General features: G+C 54.2%; 22 protein-coding genes. 13 read left to right on the top strand and 9 right to left on the bottom strand.

Annotated elements, in window-relative coordinates; genetic code table 11:
• Positions 1-33: 33 nt before the first annotated feature.
• Positions 34-294, bottom strand: a complete 261-nt coding sequence (locus tag CS910_RS10325) for a hypothetical protein (RefSeq protein ID WP_223211958.1) — start codon at positions 292-294, stop codon at positions 34-36.
• 303 nt (positions 295-597) lie between these two features.
• Between CS910_RS10325 and guaB the strand changes: the two genes are divergently transcribed.
• The 11 genes from guaB to pdxT all read left to right on the top strand — a co-directional run bounded on the left by guaB (position 598) and on the right by pdxT (position 12,356).
• Positions 598-2,055 (top strand): IMP dehydrogenase, encoded by a 1,458-nt coding sequence (gene guaB / locus CS910_RS10320; RefSeq protein ID WP_099211792.1) that lies wholly within the window; start codon positions 598-600, stop codon positions 2,053-2,055.
• 112 nt (positions 2,056-2,167) lie between these two features.
• Positions 2,168-3,709, top strand: coding sequence for a DUF4932 domain-containing protein (locus CS910_RS10315; RefSeq protein WP_099211790.1), 1,542 nt, complete (start codon positions 2,168-2,170; stop codon positions 3,707-3,709).
• Positions 3,710-3,803: 94 nt separating this feature from the next.
• Positions 3,804-4,553 (top strand): ABC transporter ATP-binding protein, encoded by a 750-nt coding sequence (locus tag CS910_RS10310; protein ID WP_099211788.1) that lies wholly within the window; start codon positions 3,804-3,806, stop codon positions 4,551-4,553.
• Complete coding sequence (locus CS910_RS10305) at positions 4,546-5,709, top strand: ABC transporter permease (RefSeq protein ID WP_099211786.1); 1,164 nt, start codon at positions 4,546-4,548, stop codon at positions 5,707-5,709. Before CS910_RS10310 ends, CS910_RS10305 begins: the two co-directional genes overlap by 8 nt.
• Before the next feature lie 51 nt (positions 5,710-5,760).
• The gene (locus CS910_RS10300) at positions 5,761-7,158 is read left to right on the top strand and encodes an L-aspartate oxidase (protein WP_099211784.1); all 1,398 of its coding nucleotides are present in this window, start codon (positions 5,761-5,763) and stop codon (positions 7,156-7,158) included.
• Positions 7,159-7,215: 57 nt separating this feature from the next.
• The gene (locus CS910_RS10295) at positions 7,216-7,404 is read left to right on the top strand and encodes a hypothetical protein (protein WP_197704281.1); all 189 of its coding nucleotides are present in this window, start codon (positions 7,216-7,218) and stop codon (positions 7,402-7,404) included.
• Between the two features lie 78 nt (positions 7,405-7,482).
• A complete protein-coding gene (gene nadA, locus CS910_RS10290) occupies positions 7,483-8,391 on the top strand; it encodes a quinolinate synthase NadA (RefSeq protein WP_099211782.1) in 909 nt (302 codons plus the stop codon).
• An 85-nt stretch (positions 8,392-8,476) separates the two neighbouring features.
• A complete protein-coding gene (locus CS910_RS10285) occupies positions 8,477-9,772 on the top strand; it encodes an ATP-binding protein (protein WP_099211780.1) in 1,296 nt (431 codons plus the stop codon).
• A 2-nt stretch (positions 9,773-9,774) separates the two neighbouring features.
• Positions 9,775-10,611 (top strand): carboxylating nicotinate-nucleotide diphosphorylase, encoded by an 837-nt coding sequence (nadC, locus tag CS910_RS10280; RefSeq protein WP_099212512.1) that lies wholly within the window; start codon positions 9,775-9,777, stop codon positions 10,609-10,611.
• Positions 10,612-10,721: 110 nt separating this feature from the next.
• A complete protein-coding gene (pdxS, locus tag CS910_RS10275; protein ID WP_099211778.1) occupies positions 10,722-11,729 on the top strand; it encodes a pyridoxal 5'-phosphate synthase lyase subunit PdxS in 1,008 nt (335 codons plus the stop codon).
• Positions 11,730-11,762: 33 nt separating this feature from the next.
• Positions 11,763-12,356, top strand: a complete 594-nt coding sequence (gene pdxT, locus CS910_RS10270; protein WP_099211776.1) for a pyridoxal 5'-phosphate synthase glutaminase subunit PdxT — start codon at positions 11,763-11,765, stop codon at positions 12,354-12,356.
• Here pdxT and CS910_RS10265 read toward each other — a convergent pair.
• Positions 12,326-13,312 carry a CGP-CTERM sorting domain-containing protein gene (locus tag CS910_RS10265; RefSeq protein ID WP_145955412.1) on the bottom strand — a complete coding sequence of 329 codons (987 nt, stop codon included), beginning with the start codon at positions 13,310-13,312 and terminating at the stop codon, positions 12,326-12,328. The genes pdxT and CS910_RS10265 overlap by 31 nt on opposite strands.
• Positions 13,313-13,327: 15 nt before the next feature.
• Positions 13,328-13,492, bottom strand: a complete 165-nt coding sequence (locus CS910_RS11935) for a hypothetical protein (protein ID WP_158523835.1) — start codon at positions 13,490-13,492, stop codon at positions 13,328-13,330.
• Between the two features lie 198 nt (positions 13,493-13,690).
• Here CS910_RS11935 and fdhF point away from each other — a divergent pair, with 198 nt between their 5' ends.
• Complete coding sequence (fdhF, locus tag CS910_RS10260; protein WP_099211772.1) at positions 13,691-15,676, top strand: formate dehydrogenase subunit alpha; 1,986 nt, start codon at positions 13,691-13,693, stop codon at positions 15,674-15,676.
• Here fdhF and purF read toward each other — a convergent pair.
• Entirely contained in the window at positions 15,666-17,000 is a 1,335-nt protein-coding gene (gene purF, locus CS910_RS10255; protein ID WP_099211770.1) for an amidophosphoribosyltransferase, read from the bottom strand. The two genes, fdhF and purF, sit on opposite strands and share 11 nt — an antisense overlap.
• Before the next feature lie 154 nt (positions 17,001-17,154).
• Here purF and purC point away from each other — a divergent pair, with 154 nt between their 5' ends.
• A complete protein-coding gene (gene purC, locus CS910_RS10250) occupies positions 17,155-17,862 on the top strand; it encodes a phosphoribosylaminoimidazolesuccinocarboxamide synthase (protein ID WP_099211768.1) in 708 nt (235 codons plus the stop codon).
• On the opposite strand, the gene CS910_RS12005 is transcribed toward purC, so the two are convergent.
• The 5 genes from CS910_RS12005 to CS910_RS10230 all read right to left on the bottom strand — a co-directional run bounded on the left by CS910_RS12005 (position 17,834) and on the right by CS910_RS10230 (position 23,380).
• Complete coding sequence (locus CS910_RS12005) at positions 17,834-17,998, bottom strand: hypothetical protein (RefSeq protein ID WP_173866253.1); 165 nt, start codon at positions 17,996-17,998, stop codon at positions 17,834-17,836. The genes purC and CS910_RS12005 overlap by 29 nt on opposite strands.
• A complete protein-coding gene (locus CS910_RS10245) occupies positions 17,995-19,059 on the bottom strand; it encodes a DUF835 domain-containing protein (protein ID WP_099211766.1) in 1,065 nt (354 codons plus the stop codon). Before CS910_RS10245 ends, CS910_RS12005 begins: the two co-directional genes overlap by 4 nt.
• A gap of 32 nt (positions 19,060-19,091) precedes the next feature.
• The gene (gene purM, locus CS910_RS10240; protein WP_099211764.1) at positions 19,092-20,096 is read right to left on the bottom strand and encodes a phosphoribosylformylglycinamidine cyclo-ligase; all 1,005 of its coding nucleotides are present in this window, start codon (positions 20,094-20,096) and stop codon (positions 19,092-19,094) included.
• Positions 20,097-20,192: 96 nt separating this feature from the next.
• The gene (locus CS910_RS10235; RefSeq protein ID WP_099211762.1) at positions 20,193-22,142 is read right to left on the bottom strand and encodes a CGP-CTERM sorting domain-containing protein; all 1,950 of its coding nucleotides are present in this window, start codon (positions 22,140-22,142) and stop codon (positions 20,193-20,195) included.
• The gene (locus CS910_RS10230) at positions 22,127-23,380 is read right to left on the bottom strand and encodes a DUF4855 domain-containing protein (protein ID WP_099211760.1); all 1,254 of its coding nucleotides are present in this window, start codon (positions 23,378-23,380) and stop codon (positions 22,127-22,129) included. The genes CS910_RS10235 and CS910_RS10230 overlap by 16 nt, the downstream gene beginning before the upstream one ends.
• Positions 23,381-23,604: the final 224 nt, after the last annotated feature.

The following is a 23,604-nucleotide window of genomic DNA, read 5'->3' as shown; positions in this document are numbered from 1 at the left end:
TCCCTGAGAGGGTAGAAGGAAGGGGTTAAAAAGCTAAGCCCTGTCCGTTTCTATCACCGAGACGATGTCCCTGTGGAAGGACCTGATTGCCCTGACGTGCTTTTCTTCGACCCTGCCACAGCAGGCGACGCGCTCGTAGAACCTCTCAAGCTCGTCGAGAAGCCACTCAAGCTGTCTCTTGGAGCTTTCGCTCAATCCGTTGCCCAGCAACTTCCCCCTCAGAAACGGCATGACCTCCGACGGTTTCCCGAGGGCGGCCCAGAAGAGACCTTCCTTTAGAATCTCGAAAAGCAACTCCTCGGACCTTGCGCTAACGAATGGTTTGGCCCTCCCCCCTGAGCTTTTCTGAAGCCCTCCTTTGAATTTCGTAACCCCTCCTCATGGCAATCACCGTAGAGCGGACTACAATGTTCTATATTGGCTTTTCGGGAGCTTTTTTGTACACTAGACGGAATCTTCACCGGAAATCCCTACTCCTTTGTCATAATGTCACATTACTGCGGTCAGACGTGACGAATTTACAGGCCATCACTCGCTCGAAACCCTTAAAAATGCCCTCCAAGTTCATGTTAAAAAGGACGCGGAGGTCCGGCGAAAATGGGAAAGTTTGAACACAAACTTGTTAATGCTATTAAGGGCTACACCTTCGACGACGTTCTTCTCATACCCCAGCCGACCGAGGTCGAGCCGAAGGACGTTGACGTCTCGACGAGGATTACGCCGAAGATAAGGCTCAACATTCCGATTCTCAGCGCCGCGATGGACACTGTGACGGAGTGGGAGATGGCCGTCGCGATGGCCCGGGAAGGGGGACTGGGGGTAATCCACAGGAACATGAGCATAAGCGAACAGGTCGAGCAGGTCAGGAAGGTCAAGCGCGCCGAGCGCTTCATCGTTGAGGACGTCATCTCGATTTCACCCGACGAGACGATTGACTACGCCCTCTTTCTGATGGAGAAAAACGACATCGACGGCCTGCCCGTCGTCGAGGACGGAAAAGTAGTTGGTGTCATCAGCAAGAAGGACATAGCCGTCAAGCCTGGAAAGCTCGTGAGGGAAGTAATGACCGGCGAGCCGATAACGGTTCCCGAGAGCGTAACGGCAGAGGAAGCCCTCAATCTAATGTTCGAGCACAGGATTGACAGGCTTCCTGTTGTGAACTCGGAAGGGAAGCTCGTTGGCATAATCACGATGAGCGATTTGGCGAGGAGAAGAAAGTACAAGAACGCCGTCAGGGACGAGAACGGCGATTTGGTGGTTGCTGCTGCCGTTGGTCCATTTGACCTTGAAAGGGCCAAGGCCCTCGACAGGGCTGGGGCTGACGTCATCGTCATCGATACAGCTCACGCTCACAACCTCAAGGCCATCAAGGCCATGAAGGAAATAAGGAAAGCTGTCGATGCAGACCTTATCGTTGGAAACATCGCCAACCCGAAGGCCGTCGATGATTTAACCTTCGCCGACGCTGTTAAAGTCGGAATCGGGCCCGGAAGTATATGCACCACCCGCGTCGTGGCCGGCGTTGGCGTCCCTCAGGTTACAGCGATAGCGCTCGTAGCGGACAAAGCTAGCGAGTACGGGCTTCACGTTATAGCCGACGGCGGAATCCGCTACTCCGGCGACATAGTCAAGGCCATAGCGGCCGGAGCAGACGCGGTCATGCTGGGCTCCCTCTTAGCCGGAACCAAGGAGGCGCCGGGCAAGGAGGTCGTAATCAACGGACGGCGCTACAAGCAGTACCGCGGAATGGGTTCCCTCGGGGCCATGATGAAGGGCGGGGCCGAGAGGTACTACCAGAAGGGCCACATGAAGACCAGGAAGTTCGTTCCGGAGGGCGTTGAGGGCGTCGTTCCCTACAAGGGAAGCGTGAGCGACGTTCTCTACCAGCTCGTCGGCGGCCTGCGCTCGGGAATGGGATACGTCGGGGCGAGAAACATCGAAGAGCTGAAGGAGAAGGGCGAGTTCGTCATCATAACGCAGGCGGGAGTTAAGGAGAGCCACCCGCACGACATACTCATCACAAACGAGGCCCCGAACTATCCGCTTGGGAAGTGATTCTCAATCCCGCTTTGTTCCACTTCTTTTCTCTGGAAGTCTTAAAAGATTAAAAGAAAAACAATTCAAGAATCATGGGCATGCTAAGAAATTCAAACGCCAGAGAGGAGGAATGAGAATGCCCCGGGCCAAACACGTGCTCGTCCCCCTGTCTCTGCTTGCGCTCCTCTTCGCCTTTTACCTTGCCCAATCGCACGTTCCACCGAAGCCGGACTTTCAGCTCAACCTCTCCCCGGTTTCCGAGTGCTCCGGCAACGTCTGTGTCGAGGTGAACCCCTACACCGAGCTGACAAACGTTGTTTTCCACCTCGCTGGCTGGAACTCCAACAACGCTACTCCCTACTCCCGGGAGGCTGGGTCTTACTTTTCTCCTTACAGAAACCACAGGGCGGTGCTCCTCGCTAAAAACGCCCTGAGGGAGGGTTTGGGGTACGACGCCATTCCCAAGTTTGCAATGGAGCTGAACTCCACGGAGTGGAGTGCATACCTAGTGAGAAGAGTTCACGGGGATAAAAAGCTCCTCAACGAACTCGCCACAGCCATAAAAGATTTCGCCCAGGACTCGAACTTTTCAGCCTTCTACGAGAGCCACAAAGAGTTTTACAGGGAGCAGATAGGGCTGTTCCTTAAGGAGAATCCGGACGTTTTCAGCCTCCCCCGCTTCGAGGAGAATTTCTTTGGGGAGAAAAAGAGCCGCTGGATTTTTGTCCTTCAGCCTCTGGAAGTGTACTACAGCTACGGCGGGTGGACGAACGATACCGTTTACGCGTTCCTCGGCGTCTGCTCGTTCTCCAACGGGACTTATTCCTACTGCAGTGCTTCCACCCACGAGCTTGCCCACAGCTTCGTCAATCCCGCGGTGGGGAGACACTACCGGGAGTTTAAGGAGTATGAGGAAATGTTCTCGCCGGTGAAAGATGTCATGACTTCTATGGGATACGCCAGCTGGAAGACCTACCTTGATGAGACCTTTGTCCGGGCGTTTGAAGCTTACTACATCCTCAAAACGGAGGGAAACCAGAGCGCTGAGAGGTTCATAAAGGGCCAGGAAGCCCTTGGGTTCTACCTCGTTGGGAGGGTTTATCGGGCGTACCTAACGGAATACATACCCAATAAAGAAAAATACCCCACCTTCGAGAGCTTCATGCCCGAGCTCGCGAGATTGATGGGCAACTGGTATAAGGAGGGCTTCTGGAAGAACGTTTCCCCGGAACCGACCATTAGAATGGCCTTTATGGCGTTTAAAACGGAGGGCGTTAAGCTGTACGTTGCCGGAAATCTCTCGAACAGCGAATACGTTAAAAGCTACGTTGAGATGCTCAAAAAGGCTGGTTTTAAGGTAACCTTCACGAAGGGGCTCGAAAGCGGCAACGTTATTGTCATCGCACCGCTGAACTCCCCCGCTGTCCGCGGGCTCAGCAGATACGTGGAGATGAGGAACAGCTCCGTCGTTCTTGATGGGGTTGAATATTCTGAAGGAGTTTTCCTCGTTGAGGCCCTGAGGAACCCGAAGGGAGGGGGTTATATCCTGCTGATAACCGGGACGCCTGATGTTTTCAACAAAAAGCCCTCGGAAAACAGCGGCGAGGACCTGATGAACTACCACTACTTCGTCTATCTAACAAGCCTAAAGCGGACCGTCGCGTTCGGGTGAAAAAGGGAAGCGGACACACAAGAAACGCAATTCTTATAAGTAATCCTATCCAACTCTCAGTCTGACATCTTTGGAACCCCCAGAGGTGGGCGGAGTGTCCAGCGAGCCTGCGGTCCTCGTGAAAAACCTCGAAAAGGCCTACGGGCGCGTTTGGGCTCTGAAGGGTGTGAGCTTCTCCATCCGGGAGGGCGAGATATTCGGCCTCATCGGGCCGAACGGAGCAGGGAAGAGCACCACACTGAAAATTCTCGCCACGCTTCTCCCGCCGGACAGGGGAAAAGCTGAAGTGATGGGGCACGACGTCGTTAAGGAGCCCGAGAAGGTCAGGAAGCTGATAAGCTACCTGCCGGAGGAGGCGGGGGCCTACAGGAGCATGACGGGCTACGAGTACCTCCGCTTCATGGCCGGGCTGTACTCCCGGGCGACAGGAAAAGACGCCGATGAGATGCTCGAGCTCGGAATCGAGATAGCGGGCCTCGGAGCGAGGCTCTACGACAGGGTCGCGACGTACTCGAAGGGAATGGTGAGGAAGCTCCTCCTCGCGCGGGCTTTAATGGTCAAACCGGAGCTGGCCATCCTCGACGAGCCGACGAGCGGCCTCGACGTGGCAAACGCCTATGAAATCAGGAAGCGTATAAAGGAGTTCTCCAATGAAGAAGGCGTTTCAGTCCTCGTTTCGAGCCACAACATGCTCGAGGTCGAGTTCCTATGCGACAGGGTGGCGATAATACACAGGGGGCTGATTGTGGAAGCCGGGACGCCGGAGGAGCTGAGGGAGAGGCACAACGCCGAAAACCTCGAAGAGGTCTTTGTAAGGGCCTCTCGGAGGGTCGCCTATGAGTGAGCTGTGGATTATGTTCCAGAAGGAGCTTATGGACATCCTCCGGGACAGGCGTCTCGTCACGGCCGTAATCCTTCCCCTAATCCTCCTACCAGCTATGTTTGGGGTTTTCCAGTCTTCCTCGCACTCCTCCCAGCTTGCCGTCAGCGTTATCAACGAGGACTCCGGGAAGTACTCAAAGGCCCTCGTCGCGTTCCTCGAGAGGAACGGAATCGCTATCGACGAGAACTCGCCGGTTACGCTCGTAATCCCCGCGGGTTTCTCCGAGGCGATTGAAGAAGGTCGCTCCCCGCACCTGCTCATAAGAACGAGGCTCTCGTCCGTTTTTGATTTCAAGACTGTCAAGCTCGCCGGCACGCTGAAGGCGCTGGTCCTGCGCTTTGGGGAGGGCGTTCTGCCCTCGATACGGCCCGAGTTCAGGCTCTACGTCGGAAACGATGTCCTCAGCATAGAGCCATCCCGCTACGTCTCAGCCCTCCTTAGGGGCGCCCTCGCGGTCCCCTTCGTGCTCTTTGCCATTGGAATCTACGCTGCCCAGGCGATAGCGGCCTCGGTCGCGATGGAGAAGGAGGGCAAGACCCTTGAAACCCTCCTCACGCTCCCGGTCTCGCGCAGGTCAATAATCCTTGGAAAAATCCTCGCCTCTGTGGTTTTTAGCCTGCTCGTGCTCGCTTCCCTATCGGCTTCGTTCTGTCTGGCCTCACTGTTTTCAAAGCATTCTTCAGGGCACTCCGCCGGCGTTTCGGTCGGGGCAGTTCCCCTAATCTTCCTCTCCGCCGGGACCTTTCTGCTCTTCGTCCTGATGCTCCTGACGAGCCTCTTAGTTTCCCTCTTCACCCTCGACGTCAGGAGCGCCCTCAGCGTGGCCGGGCTCGTCGAGGTGCTCTATCTTGCCCCCATCTTCGTCATCTTCTTCGGGCTCGACGTTTCCGGCGTTGCCGGTCTGCTCGTGAAGGCCGACCCCGGCTACGCCCCGATACTTGCGTTCCTGAGCGCAACGAGTGGCAACTACATAACGGCCCTCGGGGCGCTCTTCTACCTCCTCCTGTGGAACGCGGTGGTGCTCAGGCTCGCGGTGTGGGTCTTCGAGAGCGGTGCTCTGATGACGAAGAGCATAGACGCGGGCAAGCTCAGGTGGCTGGTGAGGGTGAAGATTTGAGGGTGCAAAAACCGTTTAAGCTCTCAATCTCTTCTTTTCCTGGGTGGTGGGATGAAAATTGGAATCGTTGGCGATGGAATAGCCGGTCTGACCTCGGCCATAGCGCTCGCCAAGAGGGGCTTTGAGGTCACTCTCATAGGCCCCGGAATCAGGAGGAGCAACTCCTACCTTGCTCAAGCTGGGATAGCCTTTCCTGTTCTCGAAGGGGATTCGCTTGAAGCTCATGTTCTCGACACAATCAAAGCCGGAAAGTACATCAACGACCGCGAGGTTGTTTGGAACGTAATCTCGAAGGGGAGCGAGGCCTACGACTTCCTGCTCTCCCTCGGCCTGAAGTTCGAGGCGAGCGAGACCGAAGGGGGCCACTCGTTCGGCAGGGTCTTCACGATTAGGAACGAGACCGGCAAGCACGTTACGAAGCTCCTCCAGCTCCGTGCTAGGGAGCTCGGCGTTAACTTCGTCAGGGGGAAAGTTGATGAGCTTGCCGTTAAACACCGAAAGGCCTACGGCGTCTTCGTCGAGGGTGAGTTCCTCCGCTTCGACGCGACTGTTATAGCTTCCGGCGGTTTCTCGGGGCTCTTCAAGTTTACAGCGGGCTCCCCGGAGAACACCGGCCTTCTCATCGGCGACGCGCTCATGAAAGGCGCTCCGGCGAGGGATTTGGAGTTCGTCCAGTTCCACCCAACCGGGTACATCGGAAAGAACGGCGTCTTCCTGATAAGCGAGGCCGTTAGGGGAGCCGGTGCCAAGCTCGTAACGGACGAGGGAGAGCGCTTCGTGAACGAATTGGCGACGAGGGACATCGTGGCGAGGGCAATCTACCGCCAGATGCAAGAGGGGAAGAAAGTCTTCCTCGACGCGACCGGGATAGAGAACTTCAAGAGGCGCTTCCCGCAGATATACGCCTTCCTGCGGAAGGACGGGATAGACCCCTCGAAGGACTCAATCCCAGTCTCGCCGATAGCCCACTACACTATGGGAGGAATAGCGGTTGACCTCTGGTACAGAACGCCCGTGAGGAACCTCTACGCGATAGGTGAAGCTTCCTGCAACGGCTTCCACGGGGCGAACAGACTGGCCAGCAACTCCCTCCTCGAGTGCCTTGTTTCCGGCCTTGAAGTTGCGAGGACGATAGCGAGGGAAAGGCCGAGGTGCAGAGAAGTCAAGGAGCCGGCCTACCACGGCTACGAGCCCGGGGACGTTGACGCGCTGAGGGAACTGCTCTGGAGTCACGCTGGAATCATCAGGAGCGCCAAAACGCTGAGAGAAGGTCTCAAGAAACTCGAGGACATCGAGGCCGACCCGAGGCTGAAACTGGTCGCGAGAGGCGTTCTCGAGTGCGCACTCGCGAGGGAAGAGAGCAGGGGAAGCCACTACCGCGAGGACTTTCCAGCTATGAGAAAGACCTTCGAGAGACCGAGCTTCTTCGATGGGAAGTGCAGGCTGTGACCATTTACCTTTTAAATTCAAGTCGAAGTTTTGATGGTGAGAAACTGCCTAAGGTGATTGAGGCCGTTTATGAATGGTGTTATAAAGCCTCTCAAACCCCTCTCGCTTCCATCAAAGCGAATAGTGATTTACATTGAAGAGAAAAAGTTCTCTGAGCTCATTGATGAGCTGGAGCTTGAGGCAAGGGAGAACGTTGATGAAACCCTTGATTCTGTGAGGGGAGACCAAAGAAGAGCATCTCACTGATGTTCTGAGTCCCCCATAACCAAAGGTGTTCAAAAACCCTTTTAATTCCCCTTTTCTACCCCCGCTGAGGGGTGTGAAATGGATAAGGAGAAGCTGATTGCCGAGATTGAGAGGCTTAAGGAGGAGCGCAACGCGATAATCATGGCCCACAACTACCAGCTCCCCGAGGTTCAGGACGTGGCGGATTTCCTTGGGGACAGCCTCGAGCTCGCGAGGAAGGCCATAAACGTTGATGCCGACGTCATAGTCTTCGCGGGCGTTGATTTCATGGCCGAGACCGCTAAAATCCTCAACCCGGAGAAGACCGTTCTCCTGCCCGAGAGAAGGGCCACCTGTGCGATGGCCAACATGCTCAAGGTCGAGCACATACTTGAAGCTAAGAGGCAGTATCCAGACGCTCCCGTCGTCCTCTACGTAAACACAACCGCCGAGGCGAAGGCCTACGCCGACGTGACCGTTACCTCCGCCAACGCTGTCAAAATCGTCGAAAAGCTCGATTCCGACGTCGTCATCTTCGGCCCGGACAAGAACCTGGCGAGCTACGTGGCGAGGATGACCGGGAAGAAGGTAATCCCAGTCCCTCCCAACGGCCACTGCTACGTCCACAGGAAGTTCACCGTCGAAGACGTTGAGCGCGCGAGGAAGCTCCACCCAAACGCCAAGCTGATGGTTCACCCAGAGTGCGAGCCAGAAGTTCAGGAAAGGGCCAACATAATCGTATCAACCGGCGGAATGATACGGCACGCGCCCGAGCACGACGAGTGGGTCGTCTTCACCGAGAGGGAGATGGTCTACCGGCTGAGCAAGCTCTACCCGAACATAAAGTTCTATCCCGCGAGGGAGGACGCCGTCTGCGTTGGAATGAAGGCGATAACGCTCCAGAGTGTCTACGAGTCTCTCAGGGAGGTGAAATACCGCGTTGAGGTTCCAGCTGAGATAGCCGAGAAGGCCAGGAAGGCCATCGAGAAAATGCTTGAGATGAGCTGAGGTGTTAAGTTGAGAGTGCAAGATTCCTGGATTTTTGTTAAGTTAAGAGGGAAACTTTTTAAGGATTTTTACCTTTTCACTTAACATGAGCCGTGAGGGAGTCATAGCACAGGTAGTGATGGACTACCTCAATCTCAGCGTTGATGGTATCGAACGTGAGCTTAGCGTTCCCGATGAGCTGGCGGTGAACAAGGCAGTAGCTATAATCGGGCCGAGGAGAGCTGGAAAGACATTCTACATCCTACAAAAGTTCTCCAAGCTGAGAAATGAAGGTAAGGCGGCCGTTTTCTTCCCCCTCGACGACGACAGGATATATCCCCCGAGCCTTGACGACCTCTCAACCCTTGTAAAGGTCTTCTACGAGCTCTTTCCCGATGCCGAGGAGAAGTACCTCTTCCTTGATGAGGTCCAGGAGGTTGAAAACTGGGAGCTCTTCGTCAAGAGAGCCCTTGAGAGGGACGGCTTCAGGGTCTATCTAACGGGTTCTTCTTCAAAGCTCCTGAGCAGGGAAATCGCAACGGCACTGCGTGGAAGAACGCTCACCTTCGAGATGTTTCCATTCTCCTTCCGTGAGTTCCTGAGGGCGAAGGGCTTTACCCCGAGCAGATACATCTCCACGAGAGACGAGGCAAGGATAAAGGCCTTTCTGAGGGAGTACCTTGAGTTCGGTGGCTTCCCCGAGGTCGTTCTGCTCGATGACCCATTCCTCAAGAGGAAGACCCTCTCGGAGTACATTGATGTGATGCTCTACCGCGACGTGGTCGAGAGGCACAACGTGAAGAATCTGAAGGCAATTCGACTGTTTTTGAAGCTCCTCATGGCATCCTTTGCCAAGGAGTTTTCGGTAAACAAAACGGCCAGATACATGAAGGGAATGGGGGTCGAGGTGAGCAGAAACACCCTCTACAGCTACTTCGAGTACTTTGAAGAGGCCTATCTCGTTTTCCCGCTCAGGAAGTTCTCCCACAACCTTAGGGAGATTGAGAAGAGCCTTCCAAAGGTTTACATAATTGATTCTGGTTTGATAAACGCCTACTCCCCCCGTTCGGGAGGGAGTATCGGCAGGCTGATGGAGAATGCCGTTTTCCTTGAACTCAGGAGGCAGGAGAAGGAGCTTTACTACTTCAAGGACGAGCGGGGAGGGGAGGTTGATTTCGTGGTGGTTGAGGACGGCATTGTTTCCGGGCTGATACAGGTGAGCTATTCCATTGATGAACCCGAAACGTTTGAGCGGGAGGTTTCGGCGCTCATGAGCGCCTCTGAGAAGCTCAACTGTGATAACCTAACGATAATAAACTGGGAGCGCGACGATACAATCGAGGTGGAGGGGAAGAAGGTTCGGCTCGTGCCCCTCTGGAAGTTCCTGCTGGGAGGTGAATGAGGATGATACATGTTTCATACCTCCTCAGGTTCATCGAGGAGGATGCACCCTTTGGCGACGTGACGAGCGAGGCGGTGATTCCCGAGGGAACTAAAGCCAGGGCCGTAATCATAGCCAAGGAGGACGGAATTATAGCGGGCGTTGAAGAAGCTAAAGCCCTCTTCGAGTACTTTAGCGTTAAGGTTTCGGTCAGAAAACGCGACGGCGAGGCTGTGAATAGGGGAGACGTAATCCTCGAGCTTGAGGGGGACGCGAGAGCCATTCTGCTCGTCGAGAGAACAGCGTTAAACGTCATGGGCAGGATGAGCGGTATCGCGACCGAGGTTAGAAACCTCGTCGAGAAAGTTAGAGCCGTGAACCCGAAGGTCCGTGTAGCTGGCACGAGGAAGAGCCTTCTCAGGCCGATAGACAAGAGGGCCATACTCATCGGCGGCGGCGAGCCACACCGCTTCTCGCTGAGCGACGCGATACTCATCAAGGACAACCACCTCGCTTTAGTCCCGCTGGAAGAAGCAATAAGGCGCGCTAAAGCCTTCAGCGTTTACAAGGTCGTGGAGGTCGAGGTCGAGAGCCTTGAAGATGCTCTCAAAGCGGCAAGGGCCGGGGCGGACGTGATAATGCTCGACAACATGAGTCCAGCCGAGATAGTGGAGACGATTGAGGCTCTAAAGCGCGAAGGCCTGCGCGATAGGGTGAAAATCGAGGTCTCTGGGGGCATAACGCCGGAGAACATTGAGGAGTATGCAGGGCTCGACATCGACGTCATAAGCCTCGGCTACCTCACCCACTCGGTTAAGAACTTCGACGTGAGCCTTGAGGTTCTGTCAAAACTTGAGTGAACCTTTTCGGCTTTTCGTGCCATTTTTTGAACATTTTTTACGAAAATCCGTCATTGCTGGTGGCAAGGCTTATAATCCACTAAAACGTTCATCTGAATGAGGTGGTGAGGATGGACAAGCTGAAGGTTATCGAAGCCAAGGGAACGGAGAGGCTCAAGAGGGGCTTCGCCAAGATGGTCAAGGGCGGAGTCATTATGGACGTCACCAACGCCGAGCAGGCGAGGATTGCGGAAGAGGCGGGAGCCGTTTCGGTGATGGCCCTCCACCGCGTTCCGGCCGACATCAGGAAAGCCGGTGGAGTCGCGAGGATGGCGCCAATTGAGAAGATTCAGGAGATAATGGACGCGGTTACGATTCCTGTCATGGCTAAGGTCAGAATCGGCCACGTCGCCGAGGCGAAAATACTCGAAGCCCTTGGCGTTGACATGATTGATGAGAGCGAGGTTCTAACGCCATCGGACCCGTTCTTCCACATCGACAAGAGGGAATTTGCCGTTCCCTTCGTCTGCGGTGCCAGGAACCTTGGTGAGGCCGTGAGGAGGATATGGGAAGGCTCGGCCATGATTAGAACCAAGGGCGAAGCCGGAACCGGCAACATCGTCGAGGCCGTCAGGCACGTCCGCCTCGTTGCGGAGGGAATAAGGCAGATTCAGGCCATGACCGACGAGCAGGTCTACGGAGTGGCTGAAAAGTTCGCGGAGCCCTACCTCAGGCTTGCCCTCAACGTCAAGGAGATAGCCGGGCTTCCGGTAAGGGTTCTCGAGAACGAGCCTGTTTACGGCCACTACACCTACCGCGAGATTGTTGACGGCCTCTACAAGGTTCTCCTTGAGATAAAGAAGCTCGGCAGGTTGCCAGTCGTTAACTTCGCGGCGGGTGGAGTCGCGACTCCAGCTGACGCCGCACTGATGATGCAGATGGGCATGGACGGCGTCTTCGTCGGCTCTGGAATCTTCAAGAGCTCCAACCCTGAGAAGATGGCCAGGGCTATAGTCGAGGCCGTCAACCACTGGGACGAGCCCGACGTTCTCGTCGAGATAAGCAAGGAAATCGGCGAGCCCATGAAGGGTCAGGACATCGAGGAGCTTGAGGTTCGCCTTGAGGAGAGGGGCGTCTGACTCTTCTCCTTTTTCACACTTGGGGGGATTGAAATGGTCAAGGTAGGCGTTATAGGCCTCCAAGGAGACGTCAGTGAGCACATCGAGGCGAGCAAAAGGGCCCTTGAGAACCTTGGCGTCACTGGTGAAGTAATCTGGCTCAGAAAGCCGGAACAGCTCGAGGGAATCTCTGCTATAATAATCCCCGGTGGCGAGAGCACAACAATCTCGAGGCTCATGGTTAAGAACGGCCTCCTCGAGCCGGTTAAGAAGCTCGGCGAAGAGGGACTGCCCATAATGGGAACGTGCGCCGGTCTCATAATGCTCTCCAAAGACGTCATCGGGGCAACGCCGGAGCAGAGGTTCCTTGAACTCCTCGACGTTAAAGTGAACAGAAACGCATACGGAAGGCAGGTGGACAGCTTCGAGGCGCCGATAAAGCTTGCCTTCAGCGACGAGCCGTTTCCCGGTGTCTTCATACGCGCCCCGAGGATAGTGGAGCTCCTCAGTGATAATGTGAAGCCCATCGCGTGGCTCGGCGACAGGGTTGTCGGCGTCGAGCAGGGCAATTTAATCGGCCTCGAGTTCCATCCCGAGCTGACGGACGACACGAGGGTTCACGAGTACTTCCTGCGGAAAGCCCTGTAAGCTGGTATCAGGGTCAGCACCACTAAGCTCGCAGGACCACATATCCCGGAGTTTCCCTTTTCCGGCCTTTTCTCTTCTGGCTTCTCTGAGCAGACGATTCCTGGGGCAAAGCCCGAGCCGTTCTGAAACTTTTCGAGCTTGAAAACCTTGAGCTTCCCGCCGTTGGTTGGATAGTAGAAGAGGCGAAGCTCCTTGTATGTTACAGGGGAACCGTTGACATGATAGCTGTAAGGATAGTACAGGATAACCCCGTCTTTCAGAACGGCCGATGCAAAACCTCTGATGTCTCCCTTGACTTTCAGGAGCGATACGACTTCCCCGACGACGTTCAACGGAACGAGAACAATCCTGCTCCCATTGTAGGCATAGCCGTCCCCTCTGACGTAGAATCCACCCAAGGGGACGCCCTCTTCCATCGCGTAATAGACGGGCGTCTCCTCTGGAAAACCGGAGAAGTTAACCGGTGTGAGCGAATCTCGAATCAGGAACTTCTTTGAAATAATTTCGCTCCCGTTTTCAAAATACACTGCAAAGGCCTTCCTCTGGTAGTAAACCACAATCCTCGGCTCCGTTTCTGGGGGCAGGAGGAACGAAACCCTTCCAATGAGGGCGCAGTCCTTTCCCTGAACGCGGTAGGCCTCAACAACCCGCGTATCGTTTTTGGGAACGTAGAAGCTCCGCAGGAATATCCACGAACTCCCGTTCGGAATGAGCCTAGCCCAGTCGTTTATAATTCCGTTGCCGTTGCAGAAGAGGCAGGTGCGGTAAAAGGGCTGAAGGGTCCCGTTGATGAAGTGGTAGAAGTCCATCCCGAGTTCCCCGTTTTCGCCGGCCCACCAGTGCACGATAAAGGCATCACTCTTTCCCGGGATTACAACGACGTCGGCCGAGATGTATGGAATTACAGAGAGAACAGAAATAGATATCAGAAAAAACAAAAGTGTCTTTCTTACCATTCTAAGCACGCCTCCCTAACTTTGTCCACGGGCGCTATCTGCTACTATTGCGTATTCAAAGCCTCTCTTTTTAAAATCATTTGTTGTTAGGTTTTCGTTTCCGTTTTTCATCCTGGAGAAATACCCTTCTTTCCCTTCATCCCAACCAATCCACCATAGTCCAAATGCAGTCACATGCATCACCACGTTTTACTTATTAAATTTATATTTAAAGTTTTTGTCTTTAATTTTTGCATTTGTTTATTGTTAAGTGATTTAGTATATAGTTATATAACTAATTGTAGACTTTAATTAGCATCCTCGTAATTAACGAATTCTACTCAATTTTGGCCAGAAAACTTTTTAATTTTGACTTTTTCTTGCCAATACGGTGGTAGCGTGAAGACTGTTGTGTGCCCCTTCTGCGGTTTTGGGTGCAGGCTCCTCGTTGACGAGAAGAGCATGAGGGTCAAGCCCTATCCCGGCGAGCCGAACAGGGGAAAGCTCTGCCCCAAGGGCCTCTACTCGCTCGAGTTCGTCCGCTCCCCTGGAAGGCTGAAGAGACCCCTCAAGAGGGTTGGTTCGGCGATGGTCCCAATCAGCTGGGGGGTTGCTATAGAGGAGATAGCCAACAGACTGCTCGAGATAAGGGAGCTTTACGGCCCCGACGCGGTGGCGTTCCTCTCGTCCTCGAAGGTGAGCAACGAGGAGAACTACCTCCTCCAGAAGATTGCCCGCCTCTTCGGCACGAACAACATAGACAACTGCGCGAGGTTGTGCCACGAGGCGAGCGTTCACGCGCTCAAGCTGACCGTTGGAACCGGGGCGCAGACGAACCCCTACGAGGACATCGAGCGCTTCAACGCCGTCCTGATATGGGGCTACAATCCCGCTGAAACGCACCCCGTCGTCATGGACTACATTCTGAGGGCCAAGAGGAGAGGGGCCAGGGTAATCGTCGTGGACGTCAGGGAAACGCGGACGATGGCCTTTGCGGATTACAAACTCGTCATAAAGCCCGGGACAGACATAGTCCTGGCCAACGCGATTGCCCACGTTATAATCAAGGAGGGTCTCCACAACGAGGAGTTCATCAGGATGAGGACGAGCGGGTTCTCCGAGGTCAGGATGGGGGTTACGAAGTATACCCCCGAGTACGCCGAGAGCGTAACTGGAATTCCAGCGGAGACGATAAGGGAAGTTGCGAGGGCCTTCGCGCTGGCAGGGAGCGGGGCGATAATGTGGGGGATGGGCCTAACCCAGCACGTTTCTGGAGTTGAGAACGTTCTAGCGGTGATAAACCTCGCTCTGCTCCTCGGCTACATCGGCGAGCGCGGTGGCCTCTATCCTATGCGCGGGCAGAACAACGTCCAGGGAGCGGCATACATGGGCGCGCTGAGTGAGTTTCTGCCGGGCTACGTCCCGCTGACTGACGAACGCTTCCGGAAGCGCGTTGCCGACGTGTGGGGAGTCGAGGACATACCAACGGACAGGGGCCTCTACCTCACCGAGCTGTGGGAGGCAATAGAAGAGGGTGACGTTAAGGCCCTCTACATCGTCGGCGAGAATCCGGCTGTGAGCGAGGCGAACTTTGACCACGTAAGAAAAGCCCTCAGAAAGCTCGACCTACTCGTGGTTCAGGACATCTTCATGACGAGAACGGCGCGCTACGCCCACTACATCCTCCCGGCATCGGCTTTCTGCGAGAAGGCCGGCAGTTACATGAACAGCGAGCGGAGAATCCAGTGGAGCCACAAAGTCTGCGAGCCCTACGTCGACTCAAGGCCCGACTGGGAGATTTTGACGATGCTCGGTCGGGCGCTCGGACTTCCGGGCTTCGACTACACCAAGGTTGAGGAGATAACGGCAGAGTACTTCCGTCTCTTCCCGGAGCTTGAGGAGAGGGACGTTGAGGAACTCAAGAACGGCGATGGAATCTTTCTGCCCAGGAAGAGACTTCACACCTGGGAGTTCGCAACGCCCGATGGAAAGGCCCACTTCATGGCCGTCGAGAGAATCTCACCCTGGGAGGAGCCGAACGGGGAGTTCCCGATGGTTCTAACGACCGTCAGGCTGATAAGCCACTACAACACCGGCGAGATGACGCGGAGGAGTCCCTCCCTCGTGAAGCTCATGGGCGAGCCTAGGGCGCTGATAAGCAAGCGCGACGCGGAAAGGCTCGGAATCCGCGACGGTGACTGGGTGGAGATTGAAACACGGCGCGGAAGGATAAGGATGCGCGCGAAGGTCGGGAAGGTTCAGGAGGGCCTCGTCGTGGTTCCCTTCCACTTCAAGGCGAACAGGCTCACGAGTTCAGCGCTCAACAAGGCTGGAACCCCGGCGTTCAAGTTCTCGGCGTGCCGGGTTAGGAAAGTCAGAACTTGAACGCCCACTCGGGATACTCGCCGGTTAGACAGGCCGTGCAGAGGTCTTCCCTGCCGACGGCCCTCTTCAGGCCCTCAACGCTGAGGTAAGCTAAGCTGTCTGCCCCTATCGCTTCCTTCACCTTTTCAACTCCCCCGAAGGCCGCTATGAGCTCGTGCCTCGTGGGGATGTCGATGCCCATGTAGCAGGGGTACCTTATCGGCGGTGAGGCGATTCTGACGTGGACTTCCCTCGCGCCGGCCTTCCTCAGCATCGCGACGATTCTCTTCATCGTCGTGCCCCTGACTATGGAATCGTCAACTAAGACGACTCTCTTCCCGGCGACGACTTCCCTAACCGGCGAGAGCTTGAGCTTAACCTTCAGCTCGCGGTTGAACTGGCCCGGCATTATAAAGGTCCTCCCGATGTAGCGGTTCTTTATCAGGCCCTCAGCGTAGGGAATCCCGCTCTCCTGCGAGAAGCCCAGAGCGGCGGCCCTTCCGGAGTCGGGAACCGCTATGACGACGTCGCCCTCAGCCGGGCTCTCCCTCGCCAGCTCCTGTCCCATCCTGACCCGCGCGCTGTAAACGTTTGTCCCATCAAGGACGCTGTCCGGCCTTGCGAAGTAGATGTACTCAAAAACGCAGTGGTGGTGACTTTCCCTGACGAGGACCCTGCTCTCAACACCATTCTCCGAGAGAAGGAACACCTCACCAGGCCTCACGTCCCTCGTTTCCTCCACGAAGAGCTTCAATGCCGAATCTTCGCTCGCGAAGTAGTGGCCATCTCCAGTTCCGTAGCTCAAGGGTCTGAAGCCAACGGGGTCCCTTGCCACGAGGATTTTGCCGTCGAAGAGGAGTGCAACGGAGTATGCACCTTTAACCTCGTTAAAAACCTCCTTCATGGCCTCGAACTCGTCTCCCGTCTCGCGGAGGTGCCAGAGAAAGGAAATCCCGAGCAGTTCGGAGTCAACCGAGTGGCGGAACCTGACGCCGAGCTTTTCATACCTCTCGCGGAGGGGCCTGAAGTTGGTGAGCGTCCCGTTGTGCGCCACCGCGATTCTCATTCCACAGCACTCCGTCTCAAGGGGCTGGGTCTCGTTGAGCGAGCCGGAGGTGGAGTAGCGGACGTGGGCTATGGCGAGGTTTGAACGGAGCTTTGCGAGCTCCTTTCCTTTGAAAACGTCGGTGACGAGACCGAGGCCTGAAACCGTTCTTATCCTGCCCCGCCAGACGCTTATTCCCGCGCTCTCCTGTCCGCGGTGCTGGAGGGCGAGCAGGGCGTAGTAGGCCTTCTTTGCGGAGTTCTCTGAGAGCGTTGCAAAGATTCCGCACTTCTCTCGCATCGCCACCACCGGTTGACATGTGAAAGTTAATGGCATTCCGTTAAGCCGGTCGAATTTAGTCATCCGTGTTTAAAAGCTTTGCCCATGTTTTGACATTAAAATGGCAAAAAAATCCTTAAAAGTGGGCTAGTTTTACATAAAACTGGTGATTCGGGTGGAGGTCTACGAGGGTAAGGCCAAGAAGGTAATCCCGCTCGACAATGGGAAGGCGATAATGGAGTTCAAAGACGATGCCACCGCCTTCGACGGCAAGAAGAGGGCCCAGTTCAAGGGTAAGGGCTGGCTCAACGCCCAGATTAGCGCGGTTCTCTTCAAGGTTCTTGAGGAGAACGGAATCAAGACCCACTTCATAGGCGTCGCCGGCGACAACAGGCTCATCGTTGAGAGGCTCAAGATGTACCCCCTCGAGGTCGTCGTCAGGAACGTCGTCGCAGGAAGTTTGAAGAAGCGCCTCCCGCTCGAGGAAGGAACTGAACTTCCGGAGCCGATAGTTGAGCTCTACTACAAGGACGACAGCCTCGGCGACCCGATGATTAATCACTACCACGCCAAGGTCTTGGGGATAAGCGAGGAGGAAGTCAGGGAGATAGAGAGAATCGCCCTCAAGGTTAACGAGGTTCTCAGGAAGTACTTCGCCGAGCGCGGGATAATTCTCGTGGACTTCAAGCTCGAGTTCGGGAAGAACGAGAGGGGAGAGATAGTCCTCGGGGATGAGATTAGCCCGGACACCTGCCGCTTCTGGGACGCAGAGACGAAGGAGAGCCTTGATAAGGACGTCTTCCGCTTTGACAAAGGGGACCTGATTTCAGCCTACGAGAAGCTCTACGAGAGGCTCACAGGTGGAACTCCGAATCGTAAGTGATTAAAACCGTGTAGCAACCCTTCTCGTCCTCCTCTATCTCTATTTTCCTCAGCCGGATTCCGTAAGTTTCAACGGCCTCCCCTACAACCCTTGGAAGCTCCTCAAGGAAGGCCTTTTTCTTCGCGGTCAGAATCATCCGACCTCCCCCACGTTGAGAACCTGCCTGAGGGTTTTAAGCTGCCTCTCGTCAAAGCTCTTCTCGTCGAGAACTAAGACCAGCATTCCACCGTAGAGGGCTATGTAGTCAGCGAGCGTCGCGAGGAACTTCAGCACCGAGCGGAAGTCGTTGTACATCATCAGATACTCCAGCCCTTCGATGACGACCACTCCCGTCACGTTCTCGCGGTGGGCCTCCGCCAGATAGGAGCGGGTTCTCTCGATTATTCTGTGAAGCTGGGTCGGCCCGATGTTGCCAGGCCCTTCGACGGTCGTCAGCAGGTGAACCTCCCACCTCTCCGGAAAGTCCCTTCTTCTCGCGAAGGCCAGAACCGGGAAGTCGGAGAGCGCCTCGACGTACGTCCTGAACCTATCCGGGGACACTATGAAGATGCCTTTTTTCACGACCTCCGGTTTCTCGGCTTCGACGACGTTCCTGAACCTCTCGGAGAGGACGACGTGGATGAAGGCTATAACCTCAAGGGCGTTCAGCGTTGCCCCGAGGGTGAACCCGATGGGCGCGAACCACTCGACGGGCCTGAGGAATGGGTAGTCCATCTTGTGAATTCCGTGAAGGGTTATTATGGCACTCAGGAGCGTTCCAGAGCGGGGATAGAACCTCCTAACACCCCAGAGGACAACTCCTGCAAAGGCGTAGAAGATTCCGGCTACACCGTAGGACAGGTATATTGGCTTTGGGTCCGCCACCACTTTGGCGTATAGGACGATATAGACGGAAACCAGAAACGGCAACGTTAGCGCCGCGAGCCTGAGGGAGTGTATGGGGAACCCAACGGCCTCCTCATCGAGGAGGGAAACAACGCCTCCTGCCAGGAACGAAACGCCGATTGCCTGGAAAAGGGGAACCCCCAGATTGAAGCCAAGGAGCTCTGAGACTATTGAGAGAGATGAACTCAGGAAGAAGAGCGACCAGAGGAGGAGTGAGTTCCTCCGGTATCGCCTCCAGCCTGCAAGCAGGACTAACCCCGCCGTCACCTTGAGGGAAAAACTGAAGAGCTGGCCCGCGAGCAGGGGGTTCATTCCACCACCTGGTCTCTTTTGGTCTGCCTAAATTAAAGTCTTACGCCGAAGTTCTCGACCCTTATTCCGGGCCCCTCCGTAACCCTTCCGAGCTCAAAGCTCTCGTAATGCTTGTTGAGAATCTCCAGGGCCTCTTCCTTCTCCTCCTGGGGAACAATCGCGACGAAGCCCACACCCATGTTGAAGACCCTGAACATCTCCTCCAGCGGAACGCCGTTCTCGTGGATGAGCTTGAATATCCCCTCAATCGGGGGCATCTCAAGGGAGAAGCCGTAGTTCGTGAGGCGCTTGAGGTTTGTAAGGCCGCCGCCGGTTATGTGGGCCAGACCGTGGACTTCCACCCTTTCGAGCAGTTCAAGAACCGCCTTCACGTAAATCCTTGTCGGCTCCAAAAGCCACTCCCAGAGTTTCCTGCCCCCGTACTCGTAGTCGAGGCCGTACTTCGGAATGAGGAGCTTCCTCGCGAGGGTCAGGCCGTTTGAGTGGATTCCCGAGCTCGAAATTCCTATTACAGCGTCGCCGGGCTTTATCATCTCCCCCGTGATTACCTTCCCATTCTCGACGATTCCGATTGCCGTTCCGGCCAAATCGAAGCCGTTTATGAGGTCAGGCATCACAGCCGTTTCCCCGCCCACTATCGCTATCCCCGCCTGCTCCGCTCCAGCGTAGAGGCCCTTCGCTATCTCGGCAAAGATTTTCTCGTCCGGCTCCTTCACTGCGAGGTAGTCAACGAGCGCGACCGGTTCAGCGCCAACGCAGAGGAGGTCGTTCACGTTCATCGCTATCATGTCTATCCCTATCGTGTCGAACTTTCCAACCGCTTCCGCGACGAGAACCTTCGTTCCGACGCCGTCTGTCGTGATGGCGAGGTAGAAGCTCCCGAAGTCGAGCAGGGCCGAGTAGTGGCCGAGGTTCTCCGCTGGCTTCCCGGGCTTTCCCCTCCTGAACCTGAACGTCTCCCTCGCAAGGCCTATTATGCTTCCCAAAGCTTTAGCAGTTTTCTCGTCATCAACTCCGGCCTGGGCGTAGGTCAGCATGAGCATCACCGGTGGGAGTTCCACCGGGGGCTTAAAAGGTTTGCCGTGTTTGTGGTAAAAGAGAAGATAAAAGCTCAAGAATTAGACAGATTGATGTTAATTCTGAGGACGCCTCAGAAGGAGGGGCAAGATGGCAGTTATGACTACGAGTCCGGGTCCGCAGATGTTTTTTTCTTTTGTGGTTGTTGATGTTGGGGTTGTGGTTGTGTTTGTTCGTGTTTTGTTTGAGTGTACGGGCGTTTCATTTGCTCCCCCTGTGGTGTTCGTGCTGGGGAGTGTCGTATTCTCCCGAATGGTCGTGGTCGTGTTTCTGCTCACCCTTATCGTTGAGCTATTGGCATTCCCCCTCCTTTCAGCACTGCACAACCCAAAACTCACGCTGGAGTTAAACGGGTTCGGCAGGTTCCTGACTAAGTCTCCCTGGGGGCTCATAAGCCTAAGCAAATCAAAAACCGGCTTCAAACTCCCATCCACATAATAAAGAGCATAAACACCCGATGTATAAACCTCGGAGGAAGTATCCACCGGCAGGAGAAAATTTCCTGGACCGAATATCAGGGGAACAACACCATAATCAAATCCTGCGGTTGGGATTATTAGGTAGCCGTTCCCGTCTTTCGCCGCGGCTAACTGCCACTCCCAAACCTTTGGCGGGTAATACTTTGCTAATTCTCTGAGTGGAATCCTTAGAGTGGTCCTGTTAAACCGGAAAACCATATAGTTTCCTTCAACGGTTCCGTTGGCGACGAAGCCGGGAGAGTTGTGAAAGTTGTTAATTAACCTCCAGCAAGTTCCGTTGAGAACGTAAGCAATGGAAGAGTTCAACATTGGAGGAGACTCCTCCCAGAGGAGCTCATAATGACTCCTCCAAACGCTGAACTTGAATTGGTAGAGTGACCAGTCTGAGAGATTGAATTGCCTAACAGTGGGTGAAAGGTTCAAAAACCGCGGAACACCGTTCACGACAAGGTAAGGGTAGTAGGAGGGAATCACTGAGGGGGGTTCTTCACCTAAAGGAGGAACGAAGGCATCACCGCTTGTAACGATTAGGATTGCAGAAGTCCCGTTCGAGACGAGGGAGTATTGAAGCTCGTAGAATTCAGAGATGTTGTCATAGAGGATGTCAACGAGCTTGCTCTCGGTTGCTGGGGTTATCCATGTTTGGGATGTTAGTGTGATGATTGGGTTTTTCAGGTTTCTGAGGGGGTCGCCTTGGGGAGTAATTAACCTTAGAACGTCTACTATTGGCTTCAACTTTCCCTTCGAGTAGAGGAGGATTGGGATTGATTGATTAGCGTTCAGTTCAACGCCAGTCGAAAAGTTAACGCCCACGTAAATTTTTCCGTTGGTTTTCCAGTAGCTTAAGTGGCGGGGGTAGATGAGGAGGGCTTCCCTGTGGATGGTCATGTCAGAGGAAGTTGTGATCACGTCTTGGTAAAGCACTCCCACGAGGTCGTTCAGGAGTTGCTTCGGATAATACCTCAAGAGCCCACTGACTGGAATTTTGAATCCTTGTGAGCCATTGAAAATGATGTACTCGCCTTCCACACGTCCAACCAGTTGGTGATTGACTGGCCCGTACTTGGCGATTATGGGTAGCACTGTTTCATTGGACGTAATTGTTCCCCCCATTTCAAAGAGGTAGTCGTAGGTTGTGCCGTTTCTTGCCCACCAGTGGAGAATTGAATCCATGCGGTATGTGAACACGTCGAATCTGTTTGTTGGCCAGGGGAGTGTTGTGTTTTTGAGTTTGTGCGTGATTCCGGGGAGGTTCGTGAGGTTCATGTACTTGATGGTCCAGTTGGTGATGTTATGGTAAGAGGGGTACGCGAAGTAGAGGAGGCGGTACTCGCCCGGAAACGAACCATTCACCCGCCAGTAGGGAGTTATTGATGGGATTAGGAAGACTCCTACGTCGGGGTAAGTTAATCCTTTGATTGTGATTTGATAAGCTTGGAAGCTCTGAATGTTTGCGGCGTTGACCTCATGAAGAAAAATTGGAGCCAGGAGAAGGAAAGTTAAAAGAACCGCTACCACTCTGGACATGTTTCCCTCACCTTGTCAATTACCGTGAAGTCCGTGCCAAAGTAGTAGGCCCTGTCCGGGAAGAGTGTGTTGATGGCACGGTCTGGGGGAATGGGTGGCCGCCTATTAAAAACCTCCGAGTACACTTCCAGTATCGCCCAAACGTATTGACAAGCACGCTCAAGGCACTTTTCGTTATCTTCTTCGTTGCATTTGTACTGGTTTCCATGCTTGCACGAGGCGCAATGTCCATTTTGACCCGGAAGGACAGCATTGTCGGCTTCCATTTCTATTGAGACTTTTGTGTTGGGATTTTGTTCTCTCACTGTTTCTGTGAGTTCTCCGTGAATGAACCGAATTTTCTCAACTAACTTTTCATACGAGTAAGGAAATGATTGTTTAGTGCCGTTAATGTATTCTACGCATTCAGGGTACTCATAATAGTTCGGCTGTACAAAAACGTAATCAAAGCAACCTCCAATTTTGAGAATTCCGTCAAAAGCATCCTTATGCAAGTACGTTACACCCCTGCCACCTGTTGCAGGAATCCAGATGAATTCTAGGTTGTGGTCGTGGATGTAATCTGACATGTTTTTAATGAATTTTATGTATTTATTTACGCACTTCTCTGAGTTGATCTTGCACATTGGTCCAAAGCAATCATAAAAGTTTGAGTCATAATTAGTGCCCTGAAAGCAGCTCTCGTAACTCCAGTAGAAGCCGATTCTGTTGTTGTCAGAGATGTCAAGAACACCGTCAATCCAGCCCTGCCAGTAGGAATCGTCAAAACCGTTCATCGGGCAGTCCCTTGGGGGGGCAGGGTACTCCTTGTCCTTCTTGTCCTTATAGATTATCTTGTTTTGCAGGTCATAGGAGAAAGGTATCGGAACGTAGTATTTCATGGAACCTGTTTTTGTGGAAGCCCATCGCGCGAAGTGACGCCCATCGGAGCGACCAACTTTGTATCTTGACTCCCCCCAGTTAGGATTGTCCTTATCTATGCCCCAGTCGTAGCGCCCTTCGCAGAGAGCACGAACGTACTCATTGAGCTTGTCGTACCTATCTTGGTTAGTACCGCTTTCTGGGACGTGGGGGCCGCCGAAGCCCAATGACCCAAGGAACACAATCCTGTCAAAACCCCTCTTCGCAAACTCATCCACAACCTCATTGCTGTCGTACAGTCTCCTCCCTCCCCGGGTCATCCTCGACTCGTACCCGGAACCGTTCCACTTAATCCACCACAATCCAAACTTTGACATAAGGAACAACCAATTTCAAGTAGTTAGGCACCCATATAAAAACCTTTTGGTTAAATAAAACCACTAAAAACGTTCTAAAAGTTCCAAAATTGGTTGAAATTATAATGGTGGTAACCGATTACTCCTCGGTATCCATGAAGAAGTGTGTGATTGTCACCATTTTTCTGTTAAAAAAAGGCTTAAATACCATAAGTTTTTAACATCAAAACGTCAAACACTGTGAC

Origin of the sequence: Thermococcus henrietii, assembly GCF_900198835.1 — an archaeon.
In the GTDB taxonomy this organism is placed as follows: Archaea; Methanobacteriota_B; Thermococci; order Thermococcales; family Thermococcaceae; genus Thermococcus; species Thermococcus henrietii.
The sequence above is the reverse complement of the archived record's forward strand: the minus strand, read 5'-3'. Positions and strand labels throughout refer to the sequence as shown.